We start from the raw sequence: 16,502 nt of genomic DNA on the forward strand, positions 1-16,502 counted from the left end.
GATCTCACTCCGCCGCCTGTACGGGCTTGCTGGCTTCGTCTTCTGCGGCCTTGGGCTGCGGACTGGCCGGCTTAGGTTTTCTAGCCATATAAGGGCCGATCGTTCCGACAATGCCCTTCGGCAGGAATAGCGTCACCGCGACGAACAGGCCGCCGAGCGCAAACAGCCAGAAGCTGGGAAACAGGCCGGTGAAAACAGTCTTGCCGCCATTGACGAGTATCGCGCCGATGATTGGGCCGATCAACGTTGCCCGACCGCCGACTGCCGTCCAGATGACCACCTCGATGGAGTTGGCCGGAGCGAACTCGCCGGGGTTGATGATGCCAATCTGCGGCACGTAGAGCGCGCCGGCAATGCCCGCCATCATGGCCGACACCACGAAGACGAAGAGCTTCACATGCTCGACGCGATAACCGAGGAAGCGCGTACGGCTTTCCGCATCGCGCACGCCGACCAGCACCTTGCCGAATTTCGACCGCACGATAGCCGAGGACAGCATGAGGGCGAGCGCCAGGAACAATGCTGTCATGGAGAAGAGCACCGCACGCGTGCCATCGGCCTGGATGTTGAAGCCGAGGATGTCTTTGAAATCAGTCAGGCCGTTATTGCCGCCGAAGCCCATGTCGTTGCGGAAGAAGGCAAGTAGCAGCGCATAGGTCATCGCCTGCGTGATGATCGATAGATAGACGCCATTGACGCGTGAGCGGAAGGCGAACCAGCCGAAGATGAAGGCAAGCAAACCGGGTGCGACGAGCACCATGAGCGTGGCGAACCAGAAGTTATCGAAGCCATACCAGAACCAAGGCAGTTCCTTCCAGTTCAGGAACACCATGAAATCAGGCAGGAGCGGATTGCCGTAGGTGCCGCGCGAACCGATCTGCCGCATCAGATACATGCCCATCGCATAGCCACCGAGCGCGAAGAAGGCGCCATGGCCGAGCGAGAGAATGCCGCAATAGCCCCAGACGAGATCAAGCGCCAAGGCGAGCAGCGCGTAGGTCAGATACTTGCCGAACAGCGACATCAGATAGGTCGGCACATGCAGCGCACTGGTTTCGGGCAGGGCCAGGTTCGACAGTGGCACGAGTACAGCGACGGCGAGCAGGATCGCAATGGCAATGCTGATGCGGCGGTCGAGCGAGCGCAGGATGAAGGCGGCGATCATGCTTCCACAGCCCTTCCCTTGAGCGCGAAGAGACCGCGCGGACGCTTCTGAATGAAGAGGATGATGAGAACGAGCACCAGGATCTTGCCGAGCACCGCTCCTGCATAGGGTTCGAGGAACTTGTTGAGGATACCGAGCGAGAAGGCGCCGACCAGCGTCCCCCACAGATTGCCGACGCCGCCGAACACCACGACCATGAAACTGTCGATGATGTAGCTCTGGCCGAGGTTCGGCGAGACGTTGTCGATCTGCGAGAGCGCGACACCCGCCATGCCGGCAATGCCCGACCCAAGAGCGAAAGTGAAGGCATCGACCCAGGGCGTGCGGATGCCCATCGAGGAGGCCATGCGCCTGTTCTGCGTCACCGCCCGCATCTGGAGGCCGAAGGCCGAGCGCTTCAGGAGAAGCAGCAGCGCCACGAACACGCCGAGCGCGAAAACGATGATCCAGAGACGGTTCCAGGTGATCGAGAGGTAGCCGAGATCGAAGGAACCGGACATCCACGAGGGATTGCCGACTTCCTGGTTCGTCGGCCCGAAGATCGATCGCACCGCCTGCTGCAGGATCAGCGAAATGCCCCAGGTGGCAAGCAGCGTCTCCAGCGGCCGGCCATAGAGAAAACGGATGACGCCGCGCTCGATGACGAGGCCGACCGCACCGGTTACGAGGAAGGCGACCGGCAATGCGATCGCCAGCGACCAGTCGAAAAGCTCCGGATAGGAGCTGCGGATGACGCTCTGGACCATGAAAGTGGAATAGGCGCCGAGCATCACCATCTCGCCATGCGCCATGTTGATGATGCCCATGACCCCGAAGGTAATGGCAAGCCCGATGGCGGCCAGAAGCAGCACGGAGCCGAGCGACAGGCCGTACCAGACATTCTGCACCGCATCCCAGAACTTCAATTGTTCCTGAATGCCGGCAATGGCGGCTGCAACATCCGGCTTGAGACTATCGTCGACGGAAACCGAGGAGAGGATACCGATGGCGTCGCGGCCACCTTCGACCTTGATCGTCTCGATCGCAGCCTTCTTGTCTTCCACCGGGCGGTCGGAGCCAAGTATTGCAACAGCCCTTGCCCGTTCGAGCACGCCACGAATTTCTGCATCCTTCTCGCTCTGCAGCGCGGTCTCGACCGCCTCCAGCGAATCCGCGCTCGGCGCCTTCAGAATGGATTGCGCCGCCTCCAGGCGCGTGGCGCGATCCGGGCTCATCAGCGTCAACCCGCCAAGAGCCGCGCGAACCGCACGGCGCAGATTATTGTTGATCTTGATCTTGCCGAGACTGTCCTTGGTTTCCTGTCCGGCAGCCTGACCGGTCACCGGGTCCACCAAGGCCATCATGTCGCCAGAGGACTTGGCGATGAATACCTGGCTGTCAGATTTTCTCACATAGAGATCGCCGTCGGAAAAAGCCTGCAATGCCGGAACGACCTTCGGGTCGCCCGTCTTCGCAAGGTTTTGCACGATCTCGCCGGCCTTCTGGAAATTGGCCTGGCCGAGCGAATTGATTAGGCCGTGGGCATCCTCCTGGGCGCGCAGGCTCGTGGCCGTCAGCGCCAAAGCCAGGCAGAAGCAGGCAACCAGCGCCAAGGCCATGCGGTAAACGAATTTGTCGAACATTATTGTCCCCTCAGGCTGCCGCGGGCAGAAAAGCCTGCCCGCGGCGGTCTTGTGTCAGGTCCGCCGAAATTCAGGAGCCTTTGCCGCCGCACTTGCCGGTGGTAACATTGAAGTTGCCGCAGTTCATCGGCATGCGCCAATCCGAGATCAGATCCTTGCTGTCAGGCAGGTAGTTGGACCATTCCTTGCCGACCACCGCAGGGGTCTGCGAAACGACGTCAAACTGGCCGTTTTCCTGCACTTCGCCGATCAGAACGGGCTTGGTGATGTAGTGGTTCGGCATCATGGTAGCGGTGCCGCCGGTAAGGTTCGGTACGGAAACACCGACGAGCGCGTCGATGACCTTGTCCGGATCGGTTGTACCGGCCTTCTCTACGGCCTTCACCCACATGTTGAAACCGATATAGGCGGCTTCCATTGGGTCATTGGTCACGCGCTTGTCATTCTTGGTATAGGCGTGCCACTCCTTGATGAAGGCGGCATTGGCAGGTGTGTCGACGGACTGGAAGTAGTTCCAGGCGGCCAGATGTCCCACAAGCGGCTTGGTGTCGACGCCGGCCAGTTCCTCTTCGCCGACCGAGAAGGCGACGACCGGGATATCCTCGGCCTTGACGCCCTGGTTGCCGAGTTCCTTGTAGAAGGGAACGTTAGCGTCGCCGTTGATGGTCGAGACGACGGCTGCCTTCTTCCCGGCTGCGCCGAAAGCCTTGATCTTCGAGACTTCCGTCTGCCAGTCGGAAAAGCCGAATGGCGTGTAGTTGATGATGATGTCTTCGTCCTTGACGCCCTTCGACTTCAGATAGGCTTCGAGGATCTTGTTGGTGGTGCGCGGATAGACATAGTCGGTGCCTTCGAGCACCCAGCGCTGCACGCCTTCGTTCTTCATCAGATAGTCGACGGCGGGGATTGCCTGCTGGTTCGGGGCTGCGCCCGTATAGAAGACATTGCGCTCGGACTCTTCGCCTTCGAACTGGACGGGATAAAACAGGATCGAATCCAGCTCCTTGAAAACGGGCAGCACGGACTTGCGCGAAACAGAAGTCCAGCAGCCGAACACGGCGGAGACCTTGTCCTTCTGGATCAGTTCGCGGGCCTTTTCGGCAAAGAGCGGCCAGTTGGAAGCCGGGTCGACGACGACAGGCTCAAGCTTCTTGCCGAGAACGCCGCCCTTCTTGTTCTGCTCGTCGATGAGCATCAGCATAGCGTCCTTCAGCGTCGTTTCCGAGATCGCCATGGTGCCGGAAAGCGAATGCAGAACACCGACCTTGATGGTGTCATCGGCTGCGAAAGCGCCGTGGAATGCGGTCGTGGACATGATGGCGCCAAGCAGCGCGCCGGAGACGAGAGTCTTGAATTTCATCCGTAGTTCCCCTCTTTTTATCTGCCGCAACGGCCGGTAAACGAAGATTAACCGTTGCCTTCCGCGACTATCCGGCAGCCCTTGGGGAAACCACATACGTAATATGACGTAGGCGCCGGGGCGAAATGTGCAGCATTGGGCACCTTCATGCCCTTAAGCGCCGTATCGATCCATGTTACGACATCGCTGGACTGCCGGAATTATTGTGGCAGGACGGTTGAAGGGTAAGCATGGCTGCGCGGCAACGCATCATTCCGGTAAGACGCGAGTATAACCGCTGGGTCGCGAACCAGACGCTGGAAGACTACGCCCTGCGTTTCACCGCCAAGAGCGCACGCCAATTCTCCTCGCAACGCATCTCGCAAACCGCGATCGGCGCAATTTCCTTCCTGGCGCTGGAGGCGATCGGTGGCGCGATCACGCTCTCCTATGGCACGACCAACGCCTTCTACGCCATCATCGTCGCCAGCCTCGTCATGCTGGCAATCGGCCTGCCGATCAGCCGCTATGCCATCCGCCACGGCGTCGACATCGACCTTCTGACGCGCGGCGCGAGCTTCGGCTACATCGGCTCGACCATCACTTCGCTGATCTATGCCAGCTTTACCTTCATGCTGTTTGCGATCGAGGCGTCGATCATGTCCGGCGCCCTGGAACTGACACTCGGCATACCCGTCTGGATCGGCTATATCCTCAGCGCCGTCATGGTCATCCCGCTTGTCACCCACGGCGTCCGCCTCATCAGCCGGTTTCAGCTACTGACGCAGCCATTCTGGATCGTTCTCAACGTCCTTCCGTTCGTCTTCATCGCCTTTGCCGACTGGGGGAAGTTCGATCTCTGGCGCGCCTTTGCCGGCATTCATCACGCAGCCGGCGCGCCGGGCGGCGCCGCACCTTTCGATCTGGTGGAATTCGGTGCCGCTTCCGCCGTCATCCTCGCACTGATGTCCCAGATCGGCGAACAGGCCGACTTCCTGCGCTTCCTGCCGCCGGAAGGCCACAGCAAATGGCGCCATCGCCTGGCCGTCTTCCTTGCCGGGCCGGGATGGGTCATCATCGGCGCGCCGAAGCTGCTGGCCGGCTCCTTCCTCGTCGTTCTGACGCTAACCTCCGGCGTGCCGGTCGATCGCGCCGCCGATCCCGCACAGATGTATCTCACGGCCTTCGGCTACATGATCCCCTGGCACAATGCAGCGCTGCTCTTGATGGCGGCCTTCGTGATGATCTCGCAGCTGAAGATCAACGTCATGAACGCCTATGCCGGCTCGCTAGCATGGTCGAACTTCTTTTCGCGGCTGACGCACAGCCATCCCGGCCGCGTCATCTGGCTCGTCTTCAACGTCGCCATCGCGCTGCTGCTGATGGAGCTCGGCATCTACCGGCTGCTGGAGGAGACGCTTGGCATCTTCTCGATCATCGCCATGGCCTGGCTCTGCACCATCTCCACCGACCTCTTCATCAACAAACCGCTGGGGCTGGCACCGCCCGGCATCGAGTTCAAGCGCGCGCATCTCTACGATATCAACCCGGTCGGCCTCGGCGCCATGACGCTTTCGGCGAGCATCGCCCTCATCGCGCATTTCGGCGCTTTCGGCTCGATCGCGGCATCGCTTGCGCCCTATATCACCCTGATCGTTGCACTCATCGCTTCGCCCGCCATCGCCTTGGCAACCAAAGGCAAATACTATCTTGCCCGCAAGCCGCGGCAGAGCTGGAAGAACCTCAGCACCATCACCTGCTCGATCTGCGAGCATCCGTTCGAGCCGGAGGACATGGCCTGGTGCCCGGCCTATGCCGCGCCGATCTGCTCGCTCTGCTGCTCGCTCGACAGCCGCTGCCACGACATGTGCAAGCCGAAAGCGCGGCTCAATACGCAAATCGCTACCGTCGCAAAGACGCTGCTGCCGGAAAGCATCGTCGCGAGGCTCGCCACGCGCCTCGGCCGCTACGGCATTGCCGTTGCCCTGGCAGTGACCGCCATGGGTGCGATCCTGGCGATGATCGCCCATCAGGTCGGCGCCGGCTCGCCCGAGACTGCTTCCGTGGTCAACCGCACCATCCTGATCGTCTTCTTCGTCTTTGCCGTCATCGCCGGCGTGGCCTGCTGGTTCTACGTACTTGCCCATGACAGCCGCGTTGTCGCCGAGGAAGAATCCTCGCGCCAGAACACGTTGCTGCTGAAGGAAATTGCCGCCCACAAGAAGACGGACGCCGCCCTGCAGAGCGCCAAGGAAGTGGCCGAAGCCGCAAACCGCGCTAAGAGCCGTTATGTCGTGGGCTTGAGCCATGAACTGCGCACGCCGCTCAATGCTGTGCTCGGCTATGCCCAGATCCTGGAGCGTGACGAGACCATTCCGGCTCCCCGACAATCTTCCCTGAAGGTCATCCGGCGCAGCGCCGAGCATCTTTCCGGTCTGATTGACGGATTGCTGGATATTTCGAAGATCGAAGCCGGCCGCCTGCAGGTCTACTCCAACGAGATCAACATTCACGACTTCCTTGATCAGATCGTCGACATGTTCCATCCGCAGGCGCAGGCGAAGGGGCTGGCCTTCATCCACGAACGCGCCGCCGCCTTGCCCGACTATGTCCGCACCGACGAGAAACGGCTGCGGCAGATCCTCGTCAACCTGCTTTCCAATGCCATCAAATTCACCGATGCCGGCAGTGTTCGTTTCGAGATCGGCTATCGTAATCAGGTCGCTACCTTCACCGTTTCGGACACGGGCCGGGGCATTGCCGAGAAGGATCTTACCCGCATCTACGAGCCCTTCCAGCGCGGCGAGGCCGATAGTGTAAGACCCATGCCCGGCCTCGGCCTCGGCCTGACCATCACGCGGCTCCTCACGAACACGCTCGGCGGCGAGATCTCCGTCGCGAGTGAGAAGGACAAGGGCTCGACCTTCAGGGTGCGCCTGATGCTGTCGGCAGTGCTTCGCCCGATGAAGCCGCCGCCTCAAGAGCAGCGGGTTGTCGGTTATGAAGGTCCTCGTCGCACCGTCGTCGTCGTCGACGACAATGAGGATCATCGCGAGCTGATGCGCGAGGTTCTGTCACCACTCGATTTCATCGTGCTGACCGCCGCCGGCGGCCCCGACTGCCTGACGCTGATCGAAGGCATCAAGCCGGATCTCTTCCTGGTCGATATCTCCATGCCCGGCATGAACGGCTGGCAGCTTGTCTCGCGGCTGAGAGAAAGCGGCCAGAAGGCGCCGATCCTGATGCTGTCGGCCAATATCGGCGATGCTGCCGCCGCGACCGACAGCGACGACAGCCATAACGATGCCATCACCAAGCCGGTCGATATCCGCCAGCTTCGCGATAAGCTTGCGCTGCATCTCGGGATGAAATGGATCTATGCCGACGCCTCCGTCATCGTTGCGCCGAAGCCGCCGCCACCATTGAAGAGCCCGGGCATAGAGCATGTCCACGAACTGATGCGGCTCGGCGAAATCGGTTACATCAGAGGCATCGAGGCCAAGCTTGCGGATCTCGCCAAGCTTGACCAGAACAAACCCTTCACCGACGCTTTGCGTACCCATGTCCAGACCTTCGATCTCGATGGCTTTATGAATGCGCTGCGCACCTTCGACACCGAAAAGGCAGATCAGATTGGCTGAGCCCACCCTCCCTCGCGACATAGTCTTGCTGGTGGACGATTCGCCCGAGGCACTCGGCTTCCTGACTGATGCGCTCGAGCAATCCGGCTTCTCCGTGCTGATCGCCACTTCCGGAGCGGCGGCATTGAACATCGTCGAGCGCATCACGCCCGATCTCATCCTGCTCGATGCCGTCATGCCGTCGATGGATGGTTTCGAAACCTGCCGCCGGTTAAAAGCCAATGCGGGCATCGCCCAGATTCCCGTCGTCTTCATGACCGGGCTGACAGAAACCGAGCATGTGGTGCATGCGCTGGAATCCGGCGGCGTCGACTACCTCACCAAGCCGATCAATGTCGACGAACTGCGCGCCCGCATTCGCGTTCACCTGCGCAATGCCCGCTCCGCCCAGAGCGCGCGAGTGGCGCTCGATGCGGCCGGCCGCCATCTTCTCGCGGTCAAGGGCAATGGCGCCATCCATTGGTCGACGCCGCAAGCAACGCGCCTCATCAACGCTGCCACCGGCAGCGACGACGGCCTGGACCTTGCCTCGAAGCACATCGCGGCCTTCATGCTGGAACGCGAGCGGCTCGGCCCGGCGCGCGACAACATCGTCTCCATCAGCAATGGCGGTCAGGCCGCCCTGCAATTCGCCTTCCTCGGTACCATCGGGCCTGACGAATATCTGTTTCGCCTGACGGCCACCAACCAACGCGCCGACGACGAAATCCTGCGCCAGCATTTCTCGCTGACGCAGCGCGAATCCGAAGTGCTGCTATGGCTCGCGAAGGGCAAGTCGAACCGCGACATCGGCGAAATCCTCGGTCTTTCCGCTCGCACGGTGAACAAGCATCTGGAACAGATCTACGTGAAGCTCGGCGTGGAGAACCGGGCATCGGCAGCCGTGAGGGCCGCACATGTCCTGCATGAAGCTTAGGTGGGAAGTCATGGCCGGGGGCGCTCGTTCGCTGGTTCATTCCGGGATACGGGCCCCTATGGAGATCGCATCCTGAATGACCGTCAATCGATCTTTTCCAGTCGTGCCCAATGCGCCATCTCGCCCGGAAAGCCCGCGCCGGCGTTACGGCTTGACGGCGCGAATGCCGGCCTGGCGGCAATTGCTTGTGCTGCGACAGCCGGAACGGCACCGCAAAACATCTGCATCAGCATCTGCATGACGACAGCGACGCGATCGTCGGCGATCGAATAGTAGATCTGTCGGGATTCGCGGCGGGTTTGGACAACGCCCGCCTGACGCAGCTCGCCCAGTTGCTGCGATAGCCCCGGTTGCTTCAGCCCCAGATCATCCTGGATCTCGCCGACAGAGCGCTCCTTTTGCGCAATATGGCAAAGCAGTATCAAGCGGCTCGGCGTGCCGAAGAGGCGCATGAAGTCGGCAGCTTCCACGGCCTTGTCCTGCATCGCTTCAAGGGAAAGGGATGTGTCGGTCACGCGCGGCGCTCCCGATAATACCAGGATTGGCCCTCGACCAGCTGCTCGGTCTCATCCAGCGAGATTGCCGCCGGTTCGATCAGCGCGTCACCGGGGCGCCATCCCTCCGGCGTCAAGGCACATTCCCGTTCCGACGTCTGCAGCGCCTCCACCAAACGCAGCAGTTCCTCGACTGAACGGCCGACATTCATCGGATACCAGACGATAGCGCGGATGATGCCTTCCGGATCAATTGCGTAAGTCGCGCGGACGGTGCCGCTATTTTCGGAAGACGCGTCCAGCATGCCGTATGCCTTGGCTATCACCATCGCCGAATCTTCAATCAGTGGGAACATCACCTTGATGCCGAAGCTACGCTCGATGTCCCGCAACCACGCGAGATGAGAGTAGAGGCTGTCGACCGACAGCCCCAACAGATCGCAATTCAGCTTGGCAAACTTATCCCGAGCCCGCGTGAAGGCGATGAGCTCACTGGTGCAGACCGAGGTGAAGTCTGCCGGATGGGAAAAGAACAGAATCCAGCGCCCCCGATAGCTCGACAGGGAAACTTCGCCAGCTGTCGAGCGTGCGGTAAAGCCCGGAGCTTTATCGTTCAGACGCAGCCCCGCCGGCACTCCGCCCAGGTTCGAATTCGTTGCATCCATTTCCCGCCCTTTCCGTCGAATAGCTCAACTTGGTTGTAACGCAGGCTTAGTTTCAAGACCATCGAAAATACATAATTGCACAATTAGTGTAAATATGTATTTTAAAGACCATGATAGGAGGAAACCATGGCCGACCCCATCCTTGATCCACATCTCTCTCAGGCTTTTGAAATCATTCGCGACGCGACGCTGGCAATGCCGAAGCTCATCCTGCCCTCCGTGCAGATCAACATGCGCGGCGGCAAGCTGCCGCCGGTCGAGGACAACGGCGTCCATTACCTGAAAATTCCAGTCAACGCCTTGTAGCCGCCATGTCTGAACTCAATTTTATCTGGCCGCTTTCCGGTGGTCTTCTCATCGGTCTCTCGGCTGCTCTCTTTCTGCTGCTGAACGGCCGCATCGCCGGCATATCCGGCTTGACCGCCTCAGCTTTCGGATGGACGGGCGTCGGCATCAGCCTGCCAGGCATCGGCTTTCTCTGCGGGATACTCGCAGGAGCCGCGATCGCGTTCGCCTACATCCGGCATGTCGACCTGACGATCACAGCCTCGCCGGTCCTTCTGATTATTGCCGGCCTGCTCGTGGGTTTTGGCACGCGGCTTGGCTCCGGCTGCACCAGTGGTCACGGTGTCTGCGGTCTGGCCCGGCTGTCACCACGATCGATTGTTGCAACAATGACATTCATGGCCGTTGCAGCGGCCACAGTCTATGTAACGCGTCATGTGATCGGGGGCCTGTCATGACCGGCCGTATCCTTGTTTCGATCGTCTGCGGCATCCTGTTCGGCGTTGGGCTTGTCGTCTCCGACATGGTCAACCCGGCGCGCGTTCTGGCTTTCCTCGATGTTGCAGGCGCCTGGGATCCGTCGCTTGCCTTCGTCATGGGCGGCGCCCTCGTCCCGTCGTCTATCGCTTACGCAATCAAGCGCCACCGCACGCGACCGACATTCGACACTCAATTTAATGTGCTGACGAGCCGCAGGATCGACAGATCGCTCGTCTCCGGTGCGGTGCTGTTCGGCCTCGGATGGGGATTGGTGGGGTTATGCCCTGGTCCTGCAATTGCATCCCTTGTCACAGGTCGCTGGGAGGCGGTTCTCTTCGCCGCAGCGATGCTCGTGGGCATGTTCGCTTATCGCACCGTGTCGTCCCGGCAAAACGTGCCGCTTCGGGTTCGCTGAAAGAGGAAAGCTCTATGAATATCAGCAGGATCAACGACAGCATCAGCGTCTCGCCGCAGATCAAGCTCCAAGGCAGGCCGATGGCGTGACAGACGGCGCCGATATCACGACGAAGAAAGCGGGCGGAACGAGCCCGGAATTAATGGCATCATCGATCCACCGCCCGTCGAGTTTCATCGAAGCTCCGCTCCGCAATACACCGCGAAACCGTATGGCGAAGCTGTGCAAAGCAGCAAAGGCTTTTGACCCCTGCTCACGGGCATCGACTTTTCCCGCCTGATTGATCGTCAGCTCACCGCGTCGGAGCGCGAAACACGATGCACCACAACCTTTGCATGCATTCCATGCAACCAGTCGCTTTAATGCGAAAGAATGAATTGAATTCTCCCCCGAACAGGCCTCTGAATATCGGCTAGGGGGCATGATGTAAAAGGCGAATCCCTTTCGTCCGGTCCTACAAACCAATGGTGGCGGGCTACCGGTTCGATGCGGCTTATTCTTGTCAACGATGTCTCGGTCATTCGTGGCGGTGCGACAAAAGTAGCGTTGCAATGCATTGATGCGAGCAGACAGGCGGGAATGAACTGCACCATCCTGGTCGGCGATGACGGCCAGGGACTTAAGCCGCGCTTTACGGACGTCCGCACGATTGCGCTTGGCGAACGGCCTCTTCGTGATGGTCCCACCTTCGCCGATATCTTCGAGAAGAATTATAACAAGCGTGCCTACGAGGCGCTGGACGGTCTGTTGAAGGAAACGGACGAGGAGACCGTGGTGCATGTGCACGGCTGGTCGCAGATTCTGTCGCCGTCGATTTTCTATGCACTCGCCAAACACAAGGCCAAGGTCATCATCACGGCCCATGATTTCTTTCTTACCTGTCCGAACGGCGGGTTGATCAACTTCCAGAGTGGAACGGTCTGCGATGTCCGTCCGCTGTCGGCTGCGTGTCTGACGACCAATTGCGACAAGCGAAACTATCTCCACAAGCTCTGGCGCTTCCGCCGCACTCTGACCCAACGTGGCGTCGGCGAGGAGTTCTGGAGCCGCGTCGGCATCGTGCTGGCACATGAGAGCATGGAGGCCTACCTGCATTCAGGCCCGCTGCAACATTTTCTGACCCTGCGCACACCGACCGAGCCATTAACGCCGGTGCCCGTGGAGGCTTGGCGCAATCACCGCACGGTCTTCTTGGGGCGCATGTGCTGGGAAAAGGGCGTCCGCACTCTCGCCGACGCGTTAAACAAGACCGGGCGAACGGCGACGCTGATCGGCCGCGGACCGCTGCTCGACGAAATGCAGAGGGCCTTGCCGCATTGTTGGGTGCCGGGCTGGCTGGCCGACGAAGAGGTGACAGCGCTGGCGGGAGAGGCCCGCGTCTTTGTCATGCCCTCCCGCATGCCCGAACCCTACGGGCTGGTGGCCGCCGAAGCGCTGATGTCCGGCATTCCCGTCATCGTCAGCAGCAACGCGTTGATTGCTGCCGAGATCGAGCGGAACGGCGCGGGATTGGTCTTTAGAAGCGGCGATGCCGGTTCGCTGGCGGAGCGGCTGGCGAGCACGGATGACGACGGATTGATGCGCAAACTTTGCGAGGGCGCGCTCGCGCTTGGTCAGCGGATTGCACCCAGCAAGGCGGAATGGGGCCGGCGCATGGTCGATATCTATATAGGCAGGAGCGGATTCTTCGCTCATTGATGGGGGCAGTCACATGGCGCGGGCATTGGTAACGGGAGGCTGTGGTTTTGTCGGGCGACATCTGATCAAGCGGCTTGTGGCCGAGGGGTTGGACGTCGTCTGTGTCGATCAACTGGTGCAAGGAACCGGGGCCCGGCACCCCGATCTCTGGCAGCGCTTTCCCCGATCGGGCTTTACGTTTTTCGAGGAAGACTGCCGAGCCTTTTTTGCCCGTCGCCAGGAGCATTTCGACTATGTTTTCCATCTCGCCGCATTGGTCGGAGGCCGCGTGACGCTGGAGGCGCGTACGCTCGACGTCGCCGAGGATCTGGCGGTGGACGCGGAATTGTGGAAATGGGCAGCACGCGCCAAACCCGGCTGTGTCGTGTTCTTCAGCTCCAGCGCAGCTTATCCTGTGTCGCTGCAAACCGTCGCCAACCATCGGCTGCTTTCGGAAGATATGATTTCTTTCGAGGCAGCCATCGGCGTGCCCGATCTTAGCTACGGCTGGGCGAAACTGACCGGCGAATATTTGATGAAGCTCTATGTCGAGCGTTACGGCAATCGGGCGGTCGCCTATCGGCCGTTCAGTGGCTATGGCGAGGATCAGGATCTTGCCTATCCGTTCCCGGCGATCTGTCGTCGTCTGCTTGAAGAAAGAGGCGCTGCGGAAGTCTCCGTCTGGGGTTCCGGCCGGCAATGCCGGGACTTCATCCATGTTGATGATTGTATCGATTTCATTTGGCGAACCAAAGAGCTATTGCCGGATGGCGCCAGCCTCAATCTTTCAACCGGCAGGGCTACTTCCTTTATGGAATTGGCGGGAACCATTGCCCGGCAGATCGGCTGGAATCCTGTCGTGAACGGCCTCTGCGATCGCCCTGAAGGCGTCTTCTATCGCTGCGGCAATACCGATCTGCAGCGCTCCTACGGACTCGCACCACGCATCAGCCTGGAGGAGGGAATCGACCGGATGCTTGATCACCTAAGCAAGGAGCAGGAGCTGCACGCAATCGCTATCTCAACACGTCGCACCCCTGAGCCTTCTCTGAACCACAAACGGCGAAGCTCGTAGCGGATCATTTGATGCTCATTCTCGATTTTCCACACGGCATGTTCAACCGAGCGCCTTGCCAACCACCGTCAGTCTGGGTCGGCATGCGCCGACGTAATAAAGATCGACAGCAGGATTGCGCCGATGGCTGGTCCTGTTCGGATCGTCTTGCTCCTTCGTGACCGCCCCAATTTGGGTCGAGATCAAGCCGCGGTCGGCTTTGCAACAGGCGGCCAGCTATGCGTCTCGGCCTTGCGCCGCGAGGCCCAGGCATAGAGCGCGTCATAGATCACGAAGCCATGCCTCAGCACCTCGTGATCGTCTGGCGTCAGGTCCCGCAGCCCCATGGAGATCGCGAGCAGTCCTGCCGATTGCGGCGTGAGGTCGTGTCGATCAGTATCGGCCCCACGAACAATTGCGGCGATCGTCGCGATTGCCGGATCGCTGCCGAGACCGTGTTTCGCGACGAAGGCATCGAAGCTGCATCCCTCACCCGCATGGGTGTATTCGACGTCAGGCACGTCGTACGGAATGGCTCCGGTCTCCTGCGCCACCCTGATCACCTGGTCGGGCGGCACGAACAGGAACTCAGATTCCTTATCGATGAACCGCGCGATCAACCAGGGGCAAGCGATGCGGTCGATGACCGGGCGTTCGCGAGTAACCCATTTCATGGACTTGTCCTCCTTTAATGGTTTTCAGCAGTTGCGAATGGAACCGTCGGACCGCCGATCGCATGCCAGGCGGCAATTCCGCCGGAGAGCCCCTGCGCGTCCAGGCCTCGGCGGCGCAGCTCGGCAACTGCATCGCCGCTGACCTGGAAACCATAGACGCAGTAGACGACGATCGGCTTGTCCTTGGGCAGTTCGTCAGCCCAGTCGGTGATCGTCTCCGGAGGCAGGACAATCGCGCCCGGCAACATATCGTTTCGCTTCGGCAGATCCTCGGCGAGACAGACATCAAGCACGACGATGTCTTCCCGCCCTTGAAAGCGCGAGAGCAGATCCTCCGGGGCGACATCCTGGCCGCGCACCGTCGTCTCCGCCGGGATGACATCGGCCAGCCGTTCGGTCGTCCGCCGGAAGCGGCCGGCGACGCGCTCCCAGTGGATGTTCCGCATGAAGGCGTCGACATAGGCGCCCGCCTTGGCCCCGAAATCGAGATGGTAGGCGTGCTCGTACATGTCGAGAGCCAGGATAGGAATGCTTCCGGCCAGGCAATTTGTGTGATCCTGACCCCATTGGATCATCAAACGACGATGGCGTTCCGACCAGACCAGCAAGGTCCAGCCTGACCCGCCCGCCTGCGCCTTCGCGCAAGCCGAGAATTTCGAGCGCCACCCGGCGACGCTGCCGAAATCGCGCTCCAGCGCCGTGGCCAGATCTCCGCCAGCATCCCCCGATCCGCCGAGACCGTCGAAGTAGATCTCATGGAGAATGGCGGAGTTCGCCGCGACAAGCTCCTCCCGCTTCAGGCCATTGATGTCGAAGACGGGCGCGGCGCCCCAATCGAGCTCGTCGAGCCGTCGTTCGATCGCATTCAGGCGGCGGACAGCGCCTCCGTAGTTGTTCTCGTAGTGGCTCGCAAGCAGTCGCTCGGAAAGACCATCGAGCCGCGGCGGTTTGAAAGGGAGTGGCATGATCCGGTGCATGGCGCCCTCGCTGAGGTGAGCAGGATTGCCCTGACGCTACGCCTGAATCGAAAATGATACAAGTGTTGCATTTTTAAGTTTTGATGATACGGTTTGCATATGAAAACTGATGCAGTACCCGCCGAGCGCCGCTGGCTGCTTTTGATTTATCAACTGCCGAGCAAGCCGGCCTACTTCCGGGTGAAGGTCTGGCGACGCCTGCAGCGTATCGGCGCCGTCGCCGTCAAGAGCACGGTCTACGCACTGCCGGCGAACGTCGAGACACAGGAGGATTTCGAATGGTTGCTGAAGGAGATCGTCGAAGGCGGCGGTGAGGCCATGGTGTGTGAGGCGCGTCTGATCGACGGTCTATCAGATTCCCAGACGCACGCATTGTTCGATGCGGCCCGCGACGAGGACTACGAGGCGATCGCCGCCGAGACGCGGGCGCTTTCTGCACGAAGGGAGGCTGCTGACACAGCCACTGACGAAACCGCGGAGATCCGCTCGCAGACCAATCGTCTGCGCAAGCGCCTCGCCGAGATCGCAGCGATCGATTTCTTCGGAGCGACGGGCCGCCTTTCGGCGGAGAGCTTGATTGCGGAACTCGAGCAAGCGCTCGCAAAGGACAAGGACATGGTCGAAGAGCAACCCAAAACGCCATCGCTTGCACCAGCCGATCTGAAGGGGCGCATCTGGGTCACGCGCAAGGGCGTGCATGTCGACCGGATCGCCTGCAGTTGGCTCATCCGTCGCTTCATCGATCCGGATGCCACGATCCGCTTTGCACCCGGCAAGGGATACGTCCCCAATCCGGGTGAAATTCGCTTCGACATGTTCGAGGGCGAGATCACCCACGAAGGCGATCGCTGCAGCCTTGAGGTCCTTCTCGCCATGGCAGGCATCGCCGATCCCGCGCTGCAGGCGATCGCCGAGATCGTCCACGACATCGATCTGAAGGATGCAAAATTCGGGCACGAAGAGACGCCCGGCATCGCCAGCCTGATCGCCGGCATCTGCGCCGCCAACCCGCAGGACGAACAACGCATCCTCCATGGCGGACCGGTCTTCGACAACCTTTACCAGTATTTCCGCGCAAGGCGCGGCTGACACAAGGGG

The 16,502-nt window shown here is 60.6% G+C and carries 14 protein-coding genes and 1 pseudogene; 8 read left to right on the plus strand and 7 right to left on the minus strand.

The annotated features are described in order from the left end of the window. Window positions 1–4 precede the first annotated feature (4 nt). The 3 genes from urtC to urtA form a co-directional block, all read right to left on the minus strand. A complete protein-coding gene (gene urtC, locus GA0061102_RS02840) occupies window positions 5–1,165 on the minus strand; it encodes an urea ABC transporter permease subunit UrtC (protein WP_092843882.1) in 1,161 nt (386 codons plus the stop codon). After that, on the minus strand, window positions 1,162–2,787 hold the full coding sequence (gene urtB / locus GA0061102_RS02845; protein ID WP_092843884.1) for an urea ABC transporter permease subunit UrtB: 1,626 nt from the start codon (window positions 2,785–2,787) through the stop codon (window positions 1,162–1,164). Before urtB ends, urtC begins: the two co-directional genes overlap by 4 nt. Window positions 2,788–2,857: 70 nt before the next feature. Continuing rightward, window positions 2,858–4,147, minus strand: a complete 1,290-nt coding sequence (gene urtA, locus GA0061102_RS02850) for an urea ABC transporter substrate-binding protein (RefSeq protein WP_092843886.1) — start codon at window positions 4,145–4,147, stop codon at window positions 2,858–2,860. Between the two features lie 230 nt (window positions 4,148–4,377). Between urtA and GA0061102_RS02855 the strand changes: the two genes are divergently transcribed. Together GA0061102_RS02855 and GA0061102_RS02860 are read left to right on the plus strand one after the other, a co-directional pair. Continuing rightward, complete coding sequence (locus tag GA0061102_RS02855) at window positions 4,378–7,767, plus strand: hybrid sensor histidine kinase/response regulator (protein ID WP_092843888.1); 3,390 nt, start codon at window positions 4,378–4,380, stop codon at window positions 7,765–7,767. Next, a complete protein-coding gene (locus GA0061102_RS02860) occupies window positions 7,760–8,683 on the plus strand; it encodes a response regulator transcription factor (protein WP_092843890.1) in 924 nt (307 codons plus the stop codon). Before GA0061102_RS02855 ends, GA0061102_RS02860 begins: the two co-directional genes overlap by 8 nt. Before the next feature lie 83 nt (window positions 8,684–8,766). Here the strand turns inward: GA0061102_RS02860 and GA0061102_RS02865 are convergent, their stop codons facing one another. Both GA0061102_RS02865 and GA0061102_RS02870 read right to left on the minus strand, forming a co-directional pair. Further along, window positions 8,767–9,198 (minus strand): ArsR/SmtB family transcription factor, encoded by a 432-nt coding sequence (locus tag GA0061102_RS02865; RefSeq protein ID WP_092843892.1) that lies wholly within the window; start codon window positions 9,196–9,198, stop codon window positions 8,767–8,769. Beyond that, window positions 9,195–9,842 (minus strand): peroxiredoxin, encoded by a 648-nt coding sequence (locus tag GA0061102_RS02870; RefSeq protein ID WP_092843894.1) that lies wholly within the window; start codon window positions 9,840–9,842, stop codon window positions 9,195–9,197. Before GA0061102_RS02870 ends, GA0061102_RS02865 begins: the two co-directional genes overlap by 4 nt. 177 nt (window positions 9,843–10,019) lie before the next feature. Here GA0061102_RS02870 and GA0061102_RS02875 point away from each other — a divergent pair. From GA0061102_RS02875 to GA0061102_RS02895, 5 genes and pseudogenes are all read left to right on the plus strand, one after another. Then, window positions 10,020–10,148: pseudogene (locus GA0061102_RS02875) on the plus strand (MBL fold metallo-hydrolase); the annotation flags it as partial. 5 nt (window positions 10,149–10,153) lie between these two features. After that, window positions 10,154–10,585 (plus strand): YeeE/YedE family protein, encoded by a 432-nt coding sequence (locus tag GA0061102_RS02880; RefSeq protein WP_092843896.1) that lies wholly within the window; start codon window positions 10,154–10,156, stop codon window positions 10,583–10,585. Continuing rightward, complete coding sequence (locus GA0061102_RS02885) at window positions 10,582–11,022, plus strand: YeeE/YedE family protein (protein WP_092843898.1); 441 nt, start codon at window positions 10,582–10,584, stop codon at window positions 11,020–11,022. The genes GA0061102_RS02880 and GA0061102_RS02885 overlap by 4 nt, the downstream gene beginning before the upstream one ends. Window positions 11,023–11,508: 486 nt before the next feature. Further along, window positions 11,509–12,720 carry a glycosyltransferase family 4 protein gene (locus tag GA0061102_RS02890; protein ID WP_092843899.1) on the plus strand — a complete coding sequence of 404 codons (1,212 nt, stop codon included), beginning with the start codon at window positions 11,509–11,511 and terminating at the stop codon, window positions 12,718–12,720. A 13-nt stretch (window positions 12,721–12,733) separates the two neighbouring features. Then, entirely contained in the window at window positions 12,734–13,774 is a 1,041-nt protein-coding gene (locus GA0061102_RS02895; RefSeq protein ID WP_245297904.1) for an NAD-dependent epimerase/dehydratase family protein, read from the plus strand. A 182-nt stretch (window positions 13,775–13,956) separates the two neighbouring features. Here GA0061102_RS02895 and GA0061102_RS02900 read toward each other — a convergent pair whose 3' ends face one another. Then, window positions 13,957–14,427: a chromate resistance protein ChrB domain-containing protein gene (locus GA0061102_RS02900; RefSeq protein ID WP_092843901.1), complete on the minus strand. Its 471-nt coding sequence runs from the start codon at window positions 14,425–14,427 to the stop codon at window positions 13,957–13,959. A gap of 14 nt (window positions 14,428–14,441) precedes the next feature. After that, window positions 14,442–15,392 (minus strand): Fe-Mn family superoxide dismutase, encoded by a 951-nt coding sequence (locus tag GA0061102_RS02905; RefSeq protein WP_245297905.1) that lies wholly within the window; start codon window positions 15,390–15,392, stop codon window positions 14,442–14,444. Window positions 15,393–15,503: 111 nt separating this feature from the next. Here GA0061102_RS02905 and GA0061102_RS02910 point away from each other — a divergent pair, with 111 nt between their 5' ends. Beyond that, complete coding sequence (locus tag GA0061102_RS02910; protein ID WP_092843904.1) at window positions 15,504–16,493, plus strand: chromate resistance protein ChrB domain-containing protein; 990 nt, start codon at window positions 15,504–15,506, stop codon at window positions 16,491–16,493. Window positions 16,494–16,502 lie beyond the last annotated feature (9 nt).

The organism is Martinezella miluonensis (assembly GCF_900094545.1).
GTDB classification, from domain to species: Bacteria; Pseudomonadota; Alphaproteobacteria; order Rhizobiales; family Rhizobiaceae; genus Rhizobium; species Rhizobium miluonense.

Excerpts from the sequence above, each read along its gene's own strand:
- urtC (WP_092843882.1), bottom strand. The coding sequence starts at position 1,165 with ATGATCGCCGCCTTCATCCTGCGCTCGCTCGACCGCCGCATCAGCATT.
- urtB (WP_092843884.1), bottom strand. The coding sequence starts at position 2,787 with ATGTTCGACAAATTCGTTTACCGCATGGCCTTGGCGCTGGTTGCCTGC.
- urtA (WP_092843886.1), bottom strand. The coding sequence starts at position 4,147 with ATGAAATTCAAGACTCTCGTCTCCGGCGCGCTGCTTGGCGCCATCATG.
- GA0061102_RS02855 (WP_092843888.1), top strand. The coding sequence starts at position 4,378 with ATGGCTGCGCGGCAACGCATCATTCCGGTAAGACGCGAGTATAACCGC.
- GA0061102_RS02870 (WP_092843894.1), bottom strand. The coding sequence starts at position 9,842 with ATGGATGCAACGAATTCGAACCTGGGCGGAGTGCCGGCGGGGCTGCGT.
- GA0061102_RS02880 (WP_092843896.1), top strand. The coding sequence starts at position 10,154 with ATGTCTGAACTCAATTTTATCTGGCCGCTTTCCGGTGGTCTTCTCATC.
- GA0061102_RS02885 (WP_092843898.1), top strand. The coding sequence starts at position 10,582 with ATGACCGGCCGTATCCTTGTTTCGATCGTCTGCGGCATCCTGTTCGGC.
- GA0061102_RS02890 (WP_092843899.1), top strand. The coding sequence starts at position 11,509 with ATGCGGCTTATTCTTGTCAACGATGTCTCGGTCATTCGTGGCGGTGCG.
- GA0061102_RS02895 (WP_245297904.1), top strand. The coding sequence starts at position 12,734 with ATGGCGCGGGCATTGGTAACGGGAGGCTGTGGTTTTGTCGGGCGACAT.
- GA0061102_RS02900 (WP_092843901.1), bottom strand. The coding sequence starts at position 14,427 with ATGAAATGGGTTACTCGCGAACGCCCGGTCATCGACCGCATCGCTTGC.
- GA0061102_RS02905 (WP_245297905.1), bottom strand. The coding sequence starts at position 15,392 with ATGCCACTCCCTTTCAAACCGCCGCGGCTCGATGGTCTTTCCGAGCGA.
- GA0061102_RS02910 (WP_092843904.1), top strand. The coding sequence starts at position 15,504 with ATGAAAACTGATGCAGTACCCGCCGAGCGCCGCTGGCTGCTTTTGATT.